15 protein-coding genes and 3 pseudogenes are annotated in these 17,704 nt (G+C 71.8%); 2 read left to right on the top strand and 16 right to left on the bottom strand.

The features are described 5' to 3' along the window. Positions 1-776 precede the first annotated feature (776 nt). Positions 777-1,592, top strand: coding sequence for a hypothetical protein (locus tag ACZZ0J_RS19415; protein WP_463438041.1), 816 nt, complete (start codon positions 777-779; stop codon positions 1,590-1,592). Between the two features lie 75 nt (positions 1,593-1,667). Then, positions 1,668-3,815, top strand: a pseudogene (locus ACZZ0J_RS19410) (RecQ family ATP-dependent DNA helicase). Between the two features lie 103 nt (positions 3,816-3,918). On the opposite strand, the gene ACZZ0J_RS19405 reads toward ACZZ0J_RS19410, so the two are convergent. The 16 genes and pseudogenes from ACZZ0J_RS19405 to ACZZ0J_RS19330 form a co-directional block, all read right to left on the bottom strand. Then, positions 3,919-4,173 carry a hypothetical protein gene (locus ACZZ0J_RS19405; protein WP_461964313.1) on the bottom strand — a complete coding sequence of 85 codons (255 nt, stop codon included), beginning with the start codon at positions 4,171-4,173 and terminating at the stop codon, positions 3,919-3,921. Beyond that, complete coding sequence (locus ACZZ0J_RS19400; protein ID WP_463438040.1) at positions 4,155-4,439, bottom strand: hypothetical protein; 285 nt, start codon at positions 4,437-4,439, stop codon at positions 4,155-4,157. The genes ACZZ0J_RS19405 and ACZZ0J_RS19400 overlap by 19 nt, the downstream gene beginning before the upstream one ends. Before the next feature lie 131 nt (positions 4,440-4,570). Continuing rightward, complete coding sequence (locus ACZZ0J_RS19395; protein ID WP_463438039.1) at positions 4,571-5,206, bottom strand: hypothetical protein; 636 nt, start codon at positions 5,204-5,206, stop codon at positions 4,571-4,573. Between the two features lie 125 nt (positions 5,207-5,331). After that, positions 5,332-6,852 (bottom strand): ribosome biogenesis GTPase Der, encoded by a 1,521-nt coding sequence (gene der / locus ACZZ0J_RS19390; RefSeq protein WP_111084613.1) that lies wholly within the window; start codon positions 6,850-6,852, stop codon positions 5,332-5,334. A gap of 108 nt (positions 6,853-6,960) precedes the next feature. Further along, on the bottom strand, positions 6,961-7,644 hold the full coding sequence (gene cmk, locus ACZZ0J_RS19385; protein WP_214546585.1) for a (d)CMP kinase: 684 nt from the start codon (positions 7,642-7,644) through the stop codon (positions 6,961-6,963). 212 nt (positions 7,645-7,856) lie between these two features. Further along, positions 7,857-8,968: pseudogene (locus ACZZ0J_RS19380) on the bottom strand (prephenate dehydrogenase). 77 nt (positions 8,969-9,045) lie between these two features. After that, a complete protein-coding gene (locus tag ACZZ0J_RS19375; protein ID WP_463438234.1) occupies positions 9,046-9,837 on the bottom strand; it encodes a pseudouridine synthase in 792 nt (263 codons plus the stop codon). A gap of 805 nt (positions 9,838-10,642) precedes the next feature. Next, positions 10,643-10,993 (bottom strand): hypothetical protein, encoded by a 351-nt coding sequence (locus ACZZ0J_RS19370; RefSeq protein ID WP_463438038.1) that lies wholly within the window; start codon positions 10,991-10,993, stop codon positions 10,643-10,645. Between the two features lie 166 nt (positions 10,994-11,159). After that, positions 11,160-11,867 carry an SMC-Scp complex subunit ScpB gene (gene scpB / locus ACZZ0J_RS19365; RefSeq protein ID WP_463438037.1) on the bottom strand — a complete coding sequence of 236 codons (708 nt, stop codon included), beginning with the start codon at positions 11,865-11,867 and terminating at the stop codon, positions 11,160-11,162. Continuing rightward, the gene (locus tag ACZZ0J_RS19360) at positions 11,857-12,660 is read right to left on the bottom strand and encodes a segregation and condensation protein A (protein WP_111084610.1); all 804 of its coding nucleotides are present in this window, start codon (positions 12,658-12,660) and stop codon (positions 11,857-11,859) included. Before ACZZ0J_RS19360 ends, scpB begins: the two co-directional genes overlap by 11 nt. Next, positions 12,644-13,519, bottom strand: coding sequence for a ParA family protein (locus ACZZ0J_RS19355; RefSeq protein ID WP_111084609.1), 876 nt, complete (start codon positions 13,517-13,519; stop codon positions 12,644-12,646). The genes ACZZ0J_RS19360 and ACZZ0J_RS19355 overlap by 17 nt, the downstream gene beginning before the upstream one ends. A gap of 103 nt (positions 13,520-13,622) precedes the next feature. Further along, positions 13,623-14,449, bottom strand: a pseudogene (locus tag ACZZ0J_RS19350) (SseB family protein). A gap of 4 nt (positions 14,450-14,453) precedes the next feature. Continuing rightward, positions 14,454-15,200: a bifunctional 1-(5-phosphoribosyl)-5-((5-phosphoribosylamino)methylideneamino)imidazole-4-carboxamide isomerase/phosphoribosylanthranilate isomerase PriA gene (gene priA / locus ACZZ0J_RS19345; RefSeq protein ID WP_111084607.1), complete on the bottom strand. Its 747-nt coding sequence runs from the start codon at positions 15,198-15,200 to the stop codon at positions 14,454-14,456. A gap of 97 nt (positions 15,201-15,297) precedes the next feature. After that, positions 15,298-15,933: an imidazole glycerol phosphate synthase subunit HisH gene (gene hisH / locus ACZZ0J_RS19340; RefSeq protein WP_463438036.1), complete on the bottom strand. Its 636-nt coding sequence runs from the start codon at positions 15,931-15,933 to the stop codon at positions 15,298-15,300. After that, positions 15,930-16,532, bottom strand: a complete 603-nt coding sequence (hisB, locus tag ACZZ0J_RS19335; protein ID WP_111084605.1) for an imidazoleglycerol-phosphate dehydratase HisB — start codon at positions 16,530-16,532, stop codon at positions 15,930-15,932. Before hisB ends, hisH begins: the two co-directional genes overlap by 4 nt. Next, entirely contained in the window at positions 16,529-17,635 is a 1,107-nt protein-coding gene (locus ACZZ0J_RS19330) for a histidinol-phosphate transaminase (RefSeq protein WP_123341024.1), read from the bottom strand. The genes hisB and ACZZ0J_RS19330 overlap by 4 nt, the downstream gene beginning before the upstream one ends. Between the last annotated feature and the right edge of the window lie 69 nt (positions 17,636-17,704).

The raw sequence follows: 17,704 nt of genomic DNA, 5'->3' as shown, positions 1-17,704 counted from the left end.
ACGGCTCCGATGAGCGGGTGGTCGTCGGGGTGGTGGGGCATGCCTCCCTTCTACGAGACGACACCCGTCGGATTCCCAGGGACCTCTCCGCGTGGCTCGTAGGGTGGCCCGATGCGTTCGTTCCACCCCTCGTGTCCTCGTCGCGATCGCCGTCTCCGGACTGCTGCTCGGAGCCGCCGGGTGCACGTCGAGCGGGCCGGACACGAGCCGCCCGACCCTCGCGAAGGCCACGGCGGGGACGGTCACGGTCGCCGACGCCTCCGACGCCGCGGCTCGGTCGGTGCGGGTGAGCACGGCCCTGTTCGCGAGTGCTCCCGGTGCGATCGTGGCGACGGCCGGTGATGCCGACGCGATCTCCGATGCAGCGAAGGCTGCGGCGAGCGCCCACGTCCCGGTGCTGCTGACCGGGAAGGGCGTGAAGGGTGGCGCTGCCGTCGCGGGCGAGCTCGATCGGCTCGGGGCCGACTGGTACCAGGCCGAGGGCGACGTGTCGGTCGACACGGACGTCGAACAGCGGAAGGCGCCCGAGGACGGCGACGCGCCGGAGTCGACCCGGGCCTCCCGGCAGGCCACGGTGGTGGTGGCGGACGCGAGCGCGGACGCTGCGGCCGTGGCGACCGCCAAGGCCGCCGGTGCGAAGGTGGTGACCATGCCGAAGGGCGTGACCGACCCGGCTGCCGCGCCCGACGTGGTGACGGCGCTGCACGAGCGGAAGCAGCACGCAGACGGTCCTGGTCGGTGCGGCGTTCGACGCGCTGCCGGACCCGGAGTGGACGGTGCGGGCGGCCGAGGGCGGCTACCAGCTGCGGAACGGCGGCCAGCGGCCGTTCGACGGGCACCGCTACGTGGCGCTGTACGGGGCTCCCGGGGCGCCGGCGCTCGGTGTGCTCGGCGAGCAGGGGCCGAAGGAGACCGTGCAGCGTGCCGAGCAGGTCGCGAAGCCGTACCGGGCCGAGTCCGACGAGCTCGTGACGCCTGCGATGGAGGTCATCGCGACCGTCGCTGCGGGGGACGCCGGGGCGGACGGCGACTACTCGACCGAGCTGCCGGTGTCGACGCTCGAGCCCTACGTCGACGCCGCGCACGACGCCGACATGCCCGTGATCATCGACCTGCAGCCGGGGCGCTCGGACTTCCTGTCGCAGGCGAAGAAGTACGAGTCGCTGCTGAAGAAGCCCGGGGTGTGGCTCGCGCTCGACCCGGAGTGGCGGCTGACGAAGGACCAGGTGCCGCTGCAGCAGATCGGCAGCGTGTCGGCGTCCGAGGTGAACGAGGTGTCCTCGTGGCTGGCGTCGCTCGTCAAGAAGGAGGGGCTGCCGCCGAAGGCCCTCGTGCTGCACCAGTTCCGGCTCTCGATGATCCAGGACCGGTCGGCGCTGAAGACCCATCCGGAGCTCGACATGCTCGTGCACGTCGACGGGCAGGGATCGCAGCCGGACAAGCAGGCGACGTGGAAGGCGCTGCACGAGGGCGCTCCGGAGGGCCTGCACTGGGGCTGGAAGAACTTCTACGACGAGGACACGCCCATGCTGACGCCCGGGCAGACGATGGCGGACGTGCAGCCGACGCCGTCGTTGGTCACCTACCAGTAAGCGCGTTCCGTCGCGTTGTCCACAGTCGGGAGGCGCGGGTCGGCTTTCGTCGGTTGCTCCTGACAGCATGGGGGCATGGACACCCCCACCGCCGCTCCGTCTGTCGTCTCGCCTTCTGCAGACATCGCCGCCGAGGCACAGCAGGCGCTCGCTGCGCTCACCGGGCGCCCCGACGCGGTCTTCCACCCCGGCCAGCTCGAGGCGATCTCCGCGCTGGTCGAGCACCGGCAGCGCGCCCTCGTCGTGCAGCGCACCGGGTGGGGCAAGTCGGCGGTGTACTTCCTCGCGACCCTGCTGCTCCGGCGCCGTGGTGGTGGCCCGACCGTCCTGGTGTCGCCGCTGCTCGCACTGATGCGCGACCAGGTGGCTGCGGCTGCCCGGGCCGGGGTCCGTGCGGTGTCGATCAACTCCGCAAACGCGCACGAGTGGGGCGAGACCCAGGCCGCGCTCGCCCGTGACGAGGTCGACGTGCTCCTCGTCTCCCCCGAACGCCTGAACAACCCGAAGTTCCGCGACGAGCAGATGCCGACCCTCATCGCGCGGATGGGCATGCTCGTGGTCGACGAGGCGCACTGCATCTCGGACTGGGGCCACGACTTCCGACCGGACTACCGCCGGTTGGCCGAGCTCATCCGGTCCCTCCCCACGGGGTCCCCGTCCTGGGCGACCACCGCGACGGCGAACGAGCGCGTGGTCGAGGACGTCGCCGAGCAGCTCACCGCCGGCCCGGCCGACCCGGTGTTCACGATCCGCGGGTCGCTCGCCCGCAAGTCCCTGCGGCTCGGCGTGCTCACGTTGCCCGACGCCCGACAGCGGCTCGGCTGGCTGCTCGCGCACCTCGGCGACCTGCCCGGCAGCGGCATCATCTACACGCTCACGGTCTCGGCTGCCGAGGACATCGCTCGCCTGCTCCGCGACAACGGGTACGCCGTCCGGGCCTACACGGGCGCACCGACGCCGACGAGCGGGAGCAGCTCGAGCAGCAGCTCAAGGGCAACGAGCTGAAGGCCCTGGTGGCCACGAGTGCGCTCGGCATGGGGTTCGACAAGCCGGACCTCGGGTTCGTCGTGCACGTCGGCGCGCCTCGTCGCCTGTCGCCTACTACCAGCAGATCGGTCGTGCGGGTCGTGCCACCGACAACGCCGACGTGCTGCTGCTGCCCGGTCGTGAGGACCGCGAGATCTGGCAGTACTTCGCCAGTGCGTCCATGCCGACCGAGGCCCGGGCCTCTGCCGTGCTCGGCGCCCTGTCCACCGACACCGCGATGTCGACCGTCGCGCTCGAGGGGCTGGTCGACATCAAGCGCTCCACCCTCGAACTCCTGCTCAAGGTGCTCGACGTCGACGGGGCGGTCCGACGCGTCACCGGCGGCTGGGTCTCCACCGGGCAGCCGTGGCAGTACGACGCCCCGCGGTACGAGCGGGTCGCCGCGGCGCGTTCCGCCGAGGCCGCCTCGATGCTCGACTACGAGTCCACCTCGGCGTGCCGCATGCAGCTGTTGCAGCAGGACCTCGACGACCCGTCCGCGGAGCCCTGCGGTCGGTGCGACAACTGCGCCGGGGCGTGGTTCCCGACCGCGGTCTCCGACTCGGACTCGTCCGGTGCGGCGGCCGCGCTGGACAAGGTCGGTGTCGAGATCGCCCCGCGTGCCCAGTGGCCGTCGGGCATGTCGTCGCTCGGCGTCTCGGTGCGGGGCAAGATCGGCGCCGACGAGCTCGTCCAGCCCGGCCGCGCGGTGGCTCGTCTGACCGACCTCGGCTGGGGCGGGCCGCTCCGTGCACTGTTCTCGCCGTCGACGCCCGACGCTCCGATCTCCCGCGAGCTCGTCGACGGCTGTGTTCGTGCTGCCTCAAGGACTGGCCGTGGGAGACCCGGCCGACCGGGGTCGTGGCGATGTCCTCGCGGTCGCGGCCGCAGCTCGTGGGGTCGCTCGCCCAGGCGCTGTCGACGATCGGGCGGCTGCAGTTTCCTCGGCACGCTCGACCAGAACGGCGGCACACCCGCGGCGACGGTGCGACGAACAGCGCCTACCGGTTGTCCGGCGTGTGGGACACCTTCGTGGTGGATTCATCGCTCGCCGCTGCCCTGCAGTCCCACGACGGGCCGGTGCTGCTCGTCGACGACCTGGTCGACAGTCGGTGGACCATGACCGTCGCGGGGCGCGAACTCCGGCGTGCCGGTGCCGCCGCCGTGCTGCCCTTCGCGCTGGCGACCGTCGCCTAGCGCTGCACATACCGCCCCCGCACCCGTTCCGCGACAGTCCACGAGTCGATCGACGCGTGGTCTGTCGCAAGAGTGGCGGGCGCCGGAGCCGGCACGCGGGGCGCTAGCGGCGGGCGGGCTTGGGGAACGTGGCGCGCATGTGGTCGGTGGTGAGCACGTCGCCGATGCCGATCATGAGCAGTGAGAACACGATCTGCTCGATCACCATCCAGAACGGGTACAGCCCGGGGATCGCCGCCACGATGAGCGTTACGATCGGGAAGATCCGGCTGAACAACCGCACCCGCTGGTACGCCCAGTAGTACCCGAGCTGTGCCCGCCACGCGAACACGTAAAGCGTCAGGGTGATGAGCAGCACGACCGTCGCCGGAACCACACCGCCCACGGCACGGTCTCCCCCGCGCGCGTCAACAGCACGGCCACGACGATCGCGGCGAGTCCGACGATCGTCTCCGCGACGAGCAGCCAGCGGATCCACCGGAAGGAGCGCACGGTGTCGGGGTGCTCGAGCATGTCCTGACGGATGACGTACCCGCCCTGGCGACCTCCGGCCAGCCGGTCGAGCCGCAGCCGGCACCACAGACGGTCGGCGAGGCCACCGAGTCCGTCGTTGCGCTGCGTCACCAGTACATCGTGCCGTATCGAGCGACCGTCGACGTACCGCGCGGGTACCGACGCCGACCCCGAACGACGTCATCGAGGTCACACGACGTCGACGATGTCGTTCCGGGTCGGCGCGGGACTGCCCAGCCGGCTCAGTCGCTCGGCACCAGCGCCGCGCCACCCAGCACGGTGCCGGTCGCGGCGTCGAGCAGGACGAGGCAGCGGACCTCGTCGGGCAGGGTCCACGGGTCGCTCAGCACGACGGTCAGCCCTTGCTCGACGCCGGCGGCCTGGAAGACGTCGAAGGACTCCCCGGCCGGCGTCCACTCCGGGTCCTTCCCACCGGTGACCGTCCCACCGGACAACACGACGTCGACTGGGCCACTCGTGCCCGTCTTCAGGTGCGAGATGTCCACCGCGAGGGTGGCGTCACCCGTGTTCCCCGCGATGTGGACGTGTCCAGAGGCAGCGGCACCGTCGATGCCGACGATGTCCCCGGAGACCGGCGGGACACGGCGCCACCATGGCTCGATCGGCGACGAATCGGCGGACTGCACGGCCGGGGACTCGTCGGACAGGGGTACGCCGAGGCCGTTCGAGGGTCGCAGCCCCTCCGTCGGCGACTGCGCTGGTTCAGGCGCGGCACGGTCGGAGCGGGTGACGGTGTCGTCCTCGGACGGTGCGTGCGAGACCGTCCAGAGTGACACCGAGCCGACGACGACCACGGCGACGAGGGCACCCACCAGGGCGAGCCGACGTCGATCCGTTCCCCACCGCCCGATGCGCACGCTCCCATGATGCCGCGCCGACGCTGCGGACGCGCTCCGGGCCTCCCGGCCGAACGCGAACGCGAACGCGAACGAGCAACGCGCCCCGTGCAGACGGGACGCGTTGTGTGTGACGGAGCTGCGACTCAGCGCTTCCGGCGCTCGCGCACGCGCATGTTGACGTTGATCGGGGTGCCGGAGAAGCCCCAGACCTCGCGGAGTCGACGGGTGATGAACCGTCGGTACTGCGGGTCGAGGAACGCCGACGTGAAGAGCACGAAGGTCGGCGGCTGGCTCGACGCCTGGGTCCCGAACAGGATGCGGGGCTGCTTGCCGCCGCGCACGGGGTGGGGGTGCTCCTGGACGAGCTCGGCGATGAAGGCGTTGACCTTGCCCGTCGGGATGCGGGTGTCCCACGACGCGAGGGCGGTCTCGAGCGCCGGCACGAGCTTCTCGAGGTGACGGCCGGTGCGGGCGGAGATGTTGACGCGCGGGGCCCAGGCGACGTGCGCCAGGTCCTGCTCGATCTCGCGCTCGAGGTAACGGCGACGTTCGTCGTCGAGCAGGTCCCACTTGTTGTAGGCCAGGACGAGCGCACGGCCCGACTCGAGCACCAGGTCGATGATGCGCAGGTCCTGCACGGAGACGGGCTCGGTGACGTCGAGGACGACGACGGCGACCTCGGCCTTCTCGAGCGCGGCGGTGGTGCGGAGCGAGGCGTAGAAGTCGGCGCCCTGCTGCATGTGGACGCGCTTCCGGATGCCGGCGGTGTCGACGAAGCGCCACACCTTGCCGCCGAGCTCGATCTGCTCGTCCACCGGGTCGCGGGTGGTGCCGGCGATGTCGTTCACGACGACGCGCTCTTCACCGGCGGCCTTGTTGAGCAGCGAGCTCTTGCCGACGTTCGGGCGGCCGAGGATGGCGACGCGGCGGGGGCCACCGACCTCCTGCTTGGCGACGGCCGAGGTGTCGGGCAGCGTCTTGATGATCAGGTCGAGCAGGTCCGCGACGCCACGGCCGTGCAGGGCCGACACGGGGTGCGGCTCGCCGAGCCCCAGGTTCCAGAGCTCGTAGGCGTCGAGTTCGCGGCGCTCGTCGTCGGCCTTGTTCGCGACGACGATGACGGGGCGGTCGGTGCCGCGGAGCATCTTGACGACGTGCTCGTCGGTGGCGGTGATCCCGACCGTGACGTCGACGACGAACAGCACGGCGTCGGCGAGGTCGATCGCGACCTCGGCCTGCGCGGCGACCGAGGCGTTGATGCCCTCGGCGCCGGGCTCCCAGCCGCCGGTGTCGACGAGCGTGAAGCGCTTGTCGTTCCAGTCGGCCTTGTAGCTGACGCGGTCACGCGTGACGCCGGGGACGTCCTGCACGACGGCCTCGCGACGACCGAGGATGCGGTTGACGAGCGCGGACTTGCCGACGTTCGGGCGGCCGACGATCGCGAGCACCGGGTAGGCGGGCAGGTAGTGGACGCCGTCCTCGCCGACCTGACCGGCCTCGAGCAGGGCGAGGTCTTCGTCCTCGAGGTCGTACTCCTCGAGTCCGGCGCGGAGCGCGGTCGCGCGCTGCTCGGCCTCGGCCTCGTCGAGTCCGGCGAGCCGCTCGCCGAGGGCGTCGTCGTACTGGGGGAAGTCGTCGTTGTCCGGGTTGTCCAACTGAGCCATGGTGGGTTCCTCGCGAGCGGCCGGAGCCGCGGTGTCGGTGGCCGTTCCCGGCCGGGCCGGAGATCCGGCCGTGGTGTGACCAGGCGGCCGAGGCCGTCCGGTCGTGCGTCAGTGCGTGGCCGCGCGGGCCAGGTCGACGACCGCCTGCACGGTCTGGTCGAAGTCGAGGTCGGTGGAGTCGAGCGTCGTGACGCCGTCTGCGGCGTTCATGAAGTCGACGACCTTCGCGTCCGCCGCGTCTCGACGAGCGAGTGCGGCGGAGGTCTCTGCGGCCGACTGGGTCGTGACCTCCGCCGAGCGCCGGGCCATTCTAACGGACTCGTCGGCCGTCAGCAGGATCCGGACCTCGGCGTCGGGTGCGACCACCGTGGTGATGTCCCGACCCTCGGTGATGATGCCCGGTGCGTCGGTCTTCCGCATGACGTTCCGGAACAGCTGCACGAGCCGGTGTCGGACGTCGGGGAGCTTCGCGATGTGGGCCACCGCGCCCGTCACGTCCGGGGTGCGGATCGCGTCGGTGACGTCGGTCTCCCCCACGCGCACGTAGTAGTCGTCGGGGTCGGTGCCGATGGCGTAGTCGAAGGTGTCCCAGCTCGCCAGGATCGCCGCCGCGTCGTCGAGGTCGACCCGCTGCTGCAGGGCGTGCCAGGCGAGGGCGCGGTAGGCGGCGCCGGTGTCCTGGTAGCCGTAGCCGAGGGCGCGGGCGGCCGCGCGGGAGACGCTCGACTTGCCGCTGCCCGCGGGGCCGTCGACCGCGATGACGATCTTCGCGACGTAGGCGCCGTCGGTCAGGCCGGCCGGTACCGGGGCGCTGGTCGAACCGGGCTCGCCGCCGGGTTCGCCGAGGCCGCCGGCCGGACCGCCGAGCGGGCCGCCGTCCGCGCCACCGCGAGCGCCGTCACCGGGGGTCGGGGTCGGCAGACCGGAGTCCGGACCGTCCGGCCCGCCGGTCACGCCGGAGTCGGCGGTCACACCGGAGTCGTTCGTCGCTGCGTTCGTGTCGTTCAGGCCCATGCTGCTGCGATCCTCCATCCGCGACCCTCGAGTTCCTCGACGAGTCGCTGTTCCTGCTCGGGCAGGACCGACACCTCGACGATGCCGATCTGCGCGCCCGGTGAGTGCTCGAGGCGCATGTCCTCGAGGTTGATGCCGATCTCCCCGATGAACGTCAGGAGCGCGGCGATCTGCCCGGGGGTGTCGTCGACGAGGACGACCACCTGGGCGAAGCGCTTGGTGGTGCCGTGCTTGCCGGGCAGCCGTTCGACCCCACGGTTGCCGGCGGCGATCGTCTCGGCCAGGGTCCGTGGTGCGCCGGCGGCGGCGGGGTCGTCGAGCGCCCGGATCACGTCGCTCAGGTCGTCGCGCAGGTCGGCCAGGACCCGCCGGACGTTGGCCGCGTTCGCGCCGATGATCTGCACCCACAGGCCGGGGTCGCTCGCGGCGACACGGGTGACGTCGCGGACGCCACCTCCGGCGAGACCGAGGGACCCGTCCGGGGCGTCACGCAGCCGCGAGGCCATCAACGTCGACACGAGCTGCGGCACGTGCGAGACGTAGGCCACGGCCAGGTCGTGCGAAGCCGGGTCCATCGGCACGACGGTCGCGCCGACGTCGAGCGCCAGGTCCTCGACCACGGCGGCGCGCTGGTAGCTGATGGCGTCGTGGCCGGCGATCACCCAGGGGCTGCCGACGAACAGGTCGGCGCGGGCGGCGCTCGGTCCGCTGCGCTCACGGCCGGCCATCGGGTGCGACCCGATGTAGCGGGTGACGTCGGCGCCGGCGGCCACGAGCTCGGCCAACGGTCCGGCCTTGACGCTCGCGACGTCGGTCACGATGGCGTCCGGGTAGGCGGCCAGTTCGCGGGCGACGACGGTCGCCACGACGTCCGGCAGGACCGCCACCACCACGAGTTCCGGCTGGTCGCCGGGTTCGGGCCGGCGCCCGGCCCCGTAGTCGACGGCGAGCGCCAACGCGCCGGGTGAGACGTCGTCGAGGACGACGTCGACCCCTTCTCGCGCAGCGCCAGACCGATCGAGGTGCCGAGGAGCCCGGTGCCGACGACCCGCACCGGGCCGCGCACGCGGCGGTCGATGTCGGGTGGGGTCAGGTCGGTCACCGGGCAAGCCTACCGACCGACACCCGGGCATCGGTCGACGTCCGGGTGGCGGTCACGGCCCGAGGGCCGGTCGCAGGTCAGTCCGCGGTCTCGTCGTCCCACTCGTCGTCCTCGCCCTGGTCGAGGGCGACGTCGCGGTCGTCTCGAGCGGAAGGCTTGGCGTCGCGGACGGTGCCGAGCAGCTTCCCGACCTCGACCGTGCCCAGCTCGCGCATCTTGCCCGGCGGCAGGCTGCCGAGGTGCAGCGGCCCGAACGAGCGCCGGACGAGTTCGAGGACCGGGTGGTCGACGGCCTCGAGCATGCGACGGACGATCCGGTTGCGGCCGGAGTGCAGCGTGATCTCGACGAGCGACTCACCCCGCGAGGACTCGAGCAACCGCACCTTGTCGGCCTTGATCGGACCGTCCTCGGGCTCGACGCCCTCGGTCAGACGCTGCACCACGGCGGGGTTCACGTTGCCGTGCACCTTCGCGATGTAGGTCTTCTGCACGCCGAACGACGGGTGCGCGAGCACGTGTGCCAGGTCGCCGTCGTTCGTCAGGACGAGCAGCCCGGAGGTCTCGGTGTCCAGGCGGCCGACGTTGAACAGGCGCTCCTCGTAGCGGTCCACGAACTCGGTCAGGTCGCGGCGACCGCGCTCGTCCTGCAGGCTCGAGACGACACCGGTCGGCTTGTTCAGCACGATGTACCGCCGCGAGGAGTCGATCTGCACCGGCACGCCGTCGACCGAGATCGCGTCCGTCGCGGGGTCGACACGACGCCCGAGGGCGTCCACCACCTGCCCGTTGACCGTCACGCGGCCCTCGACGATCAGGTTCTCCGCGACGCGGCGAGATGCCACGCCCGCAGCGGCGATCACCTTCTGCAGGCGCTCCCCCTCTGCCTGGAGGCCCGGCTCGGCCCCGGCAGACGCCGTCCCGTCCGCCGCGTCCCAGTCCTCGATGATCGGGCGTTCGGGCGTGCCCTCCACCGGGGCGCCGTGGCTGTCGCGCTCACCGCTCGGCTTCGGCGTGGTGCGGCCGTTGGCGGTGTTGCTGCTCTTGCCGGGGCGGTCGCTGTTGCGGACGCTCGTGGTGCCGCCGACGTAGCGGCGGCCGTTGTGCCACACGCGGCTCTGCTGGCCGTCGGGGCCGCGGCGGTCCTCGCGGCTGTCGCGGTTGTCGCGAGGTGCCGAGCTGCGGTCGTCACGACCGCGGTACCCACCACGGTCGTCACGGTTGTCGCGGGGTGCCGAGCTGCGGTCATCGCGACCCCGGTAGCCGCCACGGTCGTCACGGTTGTCGCGGGGTGCCGAGCTGCGGTCATCGCGACCCCGGTAGCCGCCACGGTCGTCACGGTTGTCGCGGGGTGCCGAGCTGCGGTCATCGCGACCCCGGTAGCCGCCACGGTCGTCACGCGGCGCGGCGCTGCGGTCATCACGGCCGCGGTACCCACCGCGGTCATCACGCGGCGCTGAGCTGCGGTCATCGCGACCCCGGTACCCGCCACGGTCATCACGCGGAGCCGAGTTACCGCGGTAGCCACCACGGTCGTCGCGCGGAGCCGAACTGCGGTCATCGCGACCCCGGTACCCACCGCGGTCGTCGCGCGGAGCCGAGTTGCCCCGGTAGCCACCACGGTCATCACGCGGGGCCGAGCTGCGGTCGTCGCGACCCCGGTAGCCACCGCGATCGTCACGCGGCGCGGGTTCCCGCGGTAGCCACCGCGGTCATCGCGCGGAGCCGAGCTGCGGTCATCGCGCCCGCGGTAGCCACCACGGTCATCGCGCGGCGCGGAGTTCCCGCGGTAGCCGCCACGGTCGCCGCCGCCGGCACGGTCGTCACGGCCTCGGTACCCACCGCGGTCGTCACGCGGAGCAGAGTTGCCCCGGTACCCGCCACGGTCGTCGCGCGGCGCCGAGCTGCGGTCGTCCCGGCCGCGGTACCCACCACGGTCATCACGCGGCGCGGAACTACGGTCGTCTCGACCCCGGTACCCACCACGGTCGTCGCGCGGCGGGTAGCCGCCACGACGGTCGTCGTCACGCGGCGGACGTGCGCCCCCGCGGTCGTCGCGACTGTACCCGCCGGATCGGCCACCGGCACTGGAGCCGGCCCCGCCGCGGCCGGGAGCCGAACGCCCGGGGCGATCCGGGCCTCCTGAGCGTCCGTTGCGGTCGTCTCGGTCTCGGGGCGCGCCGCGCCCCGGTCGTCAAACCCGGCCATCGGGGATCCCTTCGTTCTGCCCGAAGCCGTCCGCACCGTCGTCCAGGAGGGGCGAGATGAGCGGCAGCTCGTCGAGCGAGTTGATGCCGAGCTGCTGCAGGAGCAGATCGGACGTGACGTAGTTGATGGCGCCGGTCTCGGAGTCGGTGAACGACTCCTCGATGAGACCGCGCGCGACCAGCGTTCGGACGACGCCGTCGACGTTGACGGCGCGGATCGACGCGATCTGGGATCGCGTGATCGGTTGCTTGTAGGCGACGACCGCGAGGGTCTCGAGCGCGGCCTGCGACAGGCGCGAGGGACGCTCGGCCTCGACGAACTGCTCGACGACGGCGTCCAGGTCCTGGCGGACGTAGAAGCGCCAGCCGCCGCCGACCTCGCGGAGTTCGAACCCGCGGCGGGTGGTGCCGTCGACGCCGTCGAAGTCCGCGACGAGGCGTTCGACGGCCTGGCGGACGGCGGGGACGGGGGCGTTGACGGCGGCGCCGAGCGCGACGAGTGGCTGGGGCTCGTCCGCGATCATCAGGATCGCCTCGAGCTGGCGGTCGATCGGGATCGCCGGGTGCGTCTGCGGGGCATGGTCGTGCTCGTGCTCGGCACGCGCGTGGATCTCGTGCTCGATCGCGCGGGCGTCGGCCATCTCGTCGGCGCCGCCGGGTTCGGCGCTGGACGTGTCGTGCACGTCATCCGTCATAGTCGGCTCCCAGGTTGGCGAGGCTCTCGTCGGACCAGTCCTCGGCGGTCCATCGGAGCGTGAGTTCCCCGAGCGGCTCGAGTTGTTCGAACGAGATCGATGCGTTCCGGTACAGCTCCAGGATCGCGAGGAAGCGAGCCACCACGATACCCGTCTGGTCGACGCCCGCGACCAGTTCGCGGAACGAGACGCCCTCGCCGTCGCGTGTCCGCAAGATCGAGACGACGATCGCGGCCTGTTCGCGGATGCTGATGAGCGGCGCGTGCAGGTGGTCGAGTCCGACCGTCGGGATCTCCCGCGGGGCGAACGCCAGCGCTGCCAGCGCGGCGAAGTCCTGCACCGAGAGCGTCCACACGAGCTCGGGCGTGCGGGCGCGGAACCGCTCCTCGAGCCGGACACTCCGGACGTGCCGACGCGACTCCACACCCCAGCGCTCACCGAACCAGTCGGCGGCCTGCTTGAACGCCCGGTACTGCAGCAGCCGTGCGAACAGCAGGTCGCGGGCCTCGAGCAGGGCGACGTCCTCGGCGTCGACGAGCTCACCCTGCGGCAGCAGCCCGACGATCTTCAGGTCGAGCAGGGTCGCGGCGACCACGAGGAACTCGCTCGCCTCGTCGAGTTCGTCCGCCGACTCGGCCTGACGCACGTACTGGATGAACTCCCCCGTGACCGCGCCGAGCGAGACCTCGGTGATGTCGAGCTCGTGCTTCGTGATGAGCGACAGCAGGAGGTCGAACGGGCCGTCGAAGTTGGTGAGTCGGACCCGGAACCCCGACTCAGGCGACGGCGCCACGCTGGACGAGCTCTCGTGCGAGCTGCCGGTAGGCGTGGGCGGCGGCGTGGTCCGGTGCCGTCTGGGTGATCGGCCGAGCGGAGACGGTGGCGTCCGGGAACTTCACGGTGCGCCCGATGACGGTGTCGAGGACCCGGTCGTCGAAGGTGTCGACGACGCGCTCCATGACCTCGCGCGAGTGCAGGGTGCGCGAGTCGTACATGGTGGGCAGGATGCCGTCGAGCGTCAGCGCCGGGTTGAGGCGGTCGCGCACCTTGTCGATCGTCTCGATGAGCAGGGCGACACCGCGCAGGGCGAAGAACTCGCACTCGAGCGGGATCAGCACGCCGTGCGCCGCGGTCAGGGCGTTGACGGTGAGCAGGCCGAGCGACGGCTGGCAGTCGACCAGGATCACGTCGTAGTCGTTCGCGACCTTGCGCAGCACGCTCGCCAGGATCTGCTCACGGGCGACCTCGTTGACCAGGTGCACCTCGGCCGCGGACAGGTCGATGTTCGCCGGGATCACGTCGAGCCCCGGGGTGTTCGTCGGCTGGATGACCTGGATCGGGTCCTTCACGGCGCCCATGAGCAGGTCGTAGACGGTGTGGATGTCGTGCGTGCGGACGCCGAGGCCCGCCGAGAGCGCACCCTGCGGGTCGAAGTCGACGGCCAGGACCTTGCGGCCGTACTCCGCCAGCGCCGCACCGAGGTTGATCGCCGTCGTGGTCTTGCCGACGCCGCCCTTCTGGTTGCAGAGGGCGATGATGCGCGCAGGGCCGGTGCTGTCGAGTTCCTCGGGCACGGGGAACTCCCGGACAGGACGACCCGTCGGACCGATGGAGGTCGCGCCGGTGGGGTTGGTCGTCGGGTTCGTGCTCACCCGGCCATCGTACCGGCGACGTCGGCCGGCCCGGGGCCGCACCGCCGCGCGCGGCCGGGTCGGCGTTGCTCGTGGCAGGGTGCCTGGCCGACGCGGTCGCCGCTCAGGCTGCGCGCAGGGCCACGCGCATGCTGTCGACGCGTTCGGCGATGACGGCGTCCGTCGACCACCGCTGCTGCAGGCGTGCGACGAGCTCGCCGACCTGCTCGCGGTCGAGCCCCGGGTGCAACGCCAGCCCGACGGTCAGCTCCGGGCCGGCGAAGCGTCCGACCGGGTCACCGGGGGTCAGTTCGACACGGGCGACGCTGCGCTCCCCACGACCGAGTCGGCGAACGCCTGGGCGACCTCGGGGTCCTCGAAGCACGGGGTCCACGGCAGGTCCTGACCGAGCGCCCACACCGCGGGACGGCGCAGCACGAACTCGGTCGCCGACTTCGGGTCGAGCACGACGAGCTGCGTCTCCTCGCTCGCCGCGGCCATCGCCACCCGGCGTGACTCCACGGGCACGGGCCGGGCATCGGCGTCCCAGGCGTGCATCGCGTCGACCGAGGTGAACGCCGGCATGACGCTCCGCCCGTCCGGCCCGGCGACCGTCACGATCGAGAGCTCCTGGGTCTTGTCCACGAGTTTGCCGGCGTCGGTCTCGCCGAGGTCGCCGGCTTCGGCGATGAGCGGGATGAGCAGCCGGGCGGTGCGCAGCGCCTCGACGACCGCCGCCTGCGATGCACCGGCGGCCACACCCGCGATCGCCGCGGTCAGCGCCGGGTCGGCCAGCCCGTCGTCGTCGGCGAACGCGGTGTCGTGGTGGTCGAACGTTCGACCTTCCCAGGCGGAGCCGGCCGAGTCCGCCGCGCCACCCGGGGTGTGCGCGTCGTCGGGACCGGTTGCCGCGTCCGGTCCGGTTCCGCGCCCGTTCGAGATCCCCGCCACGCCGCTACTCCGAGGCGATGTCGAGTGCGGCCGGCAGCGTGAACGCCCCGGAGTACAGCGCCTTGCCGATGATCGCGCCCTCGAGCCCGAACGGCACGAGCTCGCGCAGTGCCCGCAGGTCGTCGAGCGTCGAGATCCCACCAGAGGCCACGACGGGCTGGTCGGTCCGGTCGCACACCTGGCGCAGCAGCTCGACGTTCGGGCCCTGCAGCGTGCCGTCCTTCGTGACGTCGGTGACGACGTACCGGGCGCACCCCGCGGCCTCGAGCCGGTCCAGGACCTCCCACAGGTCGCCGGCGTCCTCGGTCCAGCCGCGGCTGGCGAGGGTCGTTCCACGCACGTCGAGCCCGACGGCGATCTGCTCGCCGTACTCGCCGATCACCCGAGCGGCCCAGTCCGGGTTCTCGAGCGCCGCCGTGCCGAGGTTGACCCGGGCGGCGCCGGTGGCCAGCGCGGCTTCGAGCGAGGCGTCGTCGCGGATGCCGCCCGACAGCTCGACCGAGACGCCGTCGACCTCGCGGATCGCGTGCGCGATGACCTTGCGGTTGTCGCCACGACCGAAGGCCGCGTCGAGGTCCACCAGGTGGATCCACTCCGCGCCCTGGTCGCGCCAGGTGCGCGCGGCGGCGACGGGGTCGCCGTAGCCGGTCTCGCTCCCCGCCTCGCCCTGGGTCAGCCGCACGGCCTGGCCGTCGACGACGTCGACGGCGGGCAGCAGGACGAGGGGCGAGGTGTCGGTGAGGTCGGTCATGGTCCTGTCGGTTTCGTCGCGGTGGTGAAGGTGCGGTGTTCGGTCTGGAGGCCCGTGGCACGTCCGGCGGCGCAGTCGCGCCCGTCACGGGCCGGGTTCAGAGCGAGCGCACCCAGTTGGTCAGCAGGCGGATGCCCGGCTCGCCGGACTTCTCGGGGTGGAACTGGGTCGCGGTGAGCGGACCGTTCTCGACCGCGGCGATGAACCGCTGCCCGTGTTCGGCCCACGTCAGGCCGGGAGCACGGAACGGCCCGTAGGCGTCGAGCGGGAAGTCGGTCACGCCGTACGAGTGCACGAAGTAGAACCGCTCGTCGTGCAGCCCGTCGAACAGCACGGAGTCCTCTGGTGCCTGGACGGTGTTCCAGCCCATGTGCGGCAGGACCTCGGCCTGGAGCTGCTCGACGGTGCCGGGCCACTGCCCGAGCCCCTCGACGTCGGCTCCGCGCTCGATGCCGCGGGAGAACAACACCTGCATGCCCACGCAGATGCCGAGCACCGGACGACCACCGGCCAGACGGTGGTCCACGATCTCGCCGCCCTGGACGCCCTCGAGCTGGTCGATGACCGCGGCGAACGCCCCCACCCCGGGTACGAGCAGGCCGTCGGCACGGAGCGCCGCCTGCTTGTCGGAGGTCAACGTGACCTCGGCCCCGGCCCGCTCGAGTGCCTTGGCGGCAGAGTGGACGTTGCCCGACCCGTAGTCGAGGACGACGACGTTCGGCTTCGCGGTCACAGTGCGCCCTTGGTGGAGGGGATGCCGTCGACGCGCGGGTCGAGCTCGACCGCCTTGCGCATCGCACGCGCGAACGCCTTGAACTCGGCCTCGGCGATGTGGTGCGGGTCGCGGCCACCGAGCACACGGACGTGCACGGTGATGCCCGCGTTGAACGTGATCGCCTCGAACACGTGGCGGATCATCGACCCGGTGAAGTGACCGCCGATGCGGTGGAACTCGAACCCCTCGGGCTCACCCGAGTGCACGAGGAACGGGCGCCCGGAGACGTCGACGACCGCTTGGGCCAGCGCTTCGTCGAGGGGCACGAGGGCGTCGCCGTACCGGCCGATGCCGGACCGGTCGCCGAGGGCCTGCTTGAGCGCCTGCCCGAGCACGATGCCGGTGTCCTCGACCGTGTGGTGCACGTCGATGTCGGTGTCACCGGTCGAGCGCACGCGCAGGTCGATGAGCGAGTGCTTGCTGAACGCGGTCAGCATGTGGTCGAAGAACGGCACGCTCGTCGAGATGTCGGACGAACCGGTGCCGTCGAGGTCGAGCTCGAGTTCGACGCTCGATTCGCTCGTGCTGCGGCTGATCGAGGCGGTACGGGCGGTCATGCCCCAACCCTAACCGGCGGCTGCTCGGCCGCGACCTGCCGCATGGCGTCGAGGAAGGCGGTGGTCTCCTCTTCGGTGCCGGCACTCACCCGCAGGTGGTTCGGGATCCCGAGGTCGCGCACGATGACGTCCCGCTCGAGCAGCGACTCGAACGCAGCGTGCGGGTCGGCGACCCCACCGAACAGCACGAAGTTCGACCAGGTCTCGTACGTCCGGTAGCCCATGGCCTGCAGCTCGGTCACCATCCGGTCGCGCTGCTGCTTGATGTCGTCGACCATCGCGAGCATCTCGGGCGCGTGGCGCAGTGCGGCGACGGCGGCTGCCTGCGTCAGGACGGACAGGTGGTAGGGCAGTCGGACGAGGCGGACGGCGTCGATCACGGCGGGGTGTGCCGCCATGTAGCCGACTCGTGCACCGGCGAACGCGAAGGCCTTGCTCATGGTGCGCGACACGACGAGACGCTCGCGCCCGGGCAGCAGCGTGAGGGCGCTCGGCACGTCGGCCGGCATGAACTCGGCGTAGGCCTCGTCCACCATCACGATGCCGTCGGTCGCGGCGTACGCGGCCTCGATCGTCTCGATCGGCAGCGGTGTGCCCGTGGGGTTGTTCGGCCCGCACAGGAACACGATGTCCGGACGGTGCTGCTCGATCGCCGCCACCACGGTCTCGGGAGAGATGCGGTACTCGTCGTCGCGCTCCGCCGGGATCCAGGTCGTGCCGGTTCCGGACGCCAGGATCGAGTGCATCGAGTAGGTGGGCGGGAACCCGAGGACGGAACGCCCCGGGCCGCCGAAGGCCTGCAGCAGCTGCTGGAGGACCTCGTTCGAGCCGTTCGCCGCCCACAGCTGTTCTGCCGACAGGCCGTGTCCGAGGTACCCGGCGAGCGACTCGCGGAGCTCCGTGAACTCGCGGTCCGGGTAGCGGTTCACCGTCGCGAGCGCCTGGCGGATCGAGGCGACGATGTCGTCAGCCACGTCGTCCGGCACGGGATGCGTGTTCTCGTTGACGTTCAGCTGGACGCGGACGTGCTTCTGCGGAGCGCCGTAGGGGCTCTGACCGCGGAGGTCATCTCGGATCGGGAGGTCTTCCAGCGTGAATGCCACCGATCCATCGTAGGCCGCTGTGGCCACCGGACGACCAGCCGTCCGGACGGGACTGCCCTCGACCACTTG

Source organism: Curtobacterium sp. AC272, assembly GCF_979258155.1.
The sequence above is the reverse complement of the archived record's forward strand: the minus strand, read 5'-3'. Positions and strand labels throughout refer to the sequence as shown.

What these genes read in the sequence shown, in the direction of transcription:
- hisB (WP_111084605.1), bottom strand. Translation starts at nt 16,532, where the DNA reads ATGACCGCCCGTACCGCCTCGATCAGCCGCAGCACGAGCGAATCGAGC.
- der (WP_111084613.1), bottom strand. Translation starts at nt 6,852, where the DNA reads ATGGCTCAGTTGGACAACCCGGACAACGACGACTTCCCCCAGTACGAC.
- scpB (WP_463438037.1), bottom strand. Translation starts at nt 11,867, where the DNA reads ATGACGGATGACGTGCACGACACGTCCAGCGCCGAACCCGGCGGCGCC.
- priA (WP_111084607.1), bottom strand. Translation starts at nt 15,200, where the DNA reads ATGACCGACCTCACCGACACCTCGCCCCTCGTCCTGCTGCCCGCCGTC.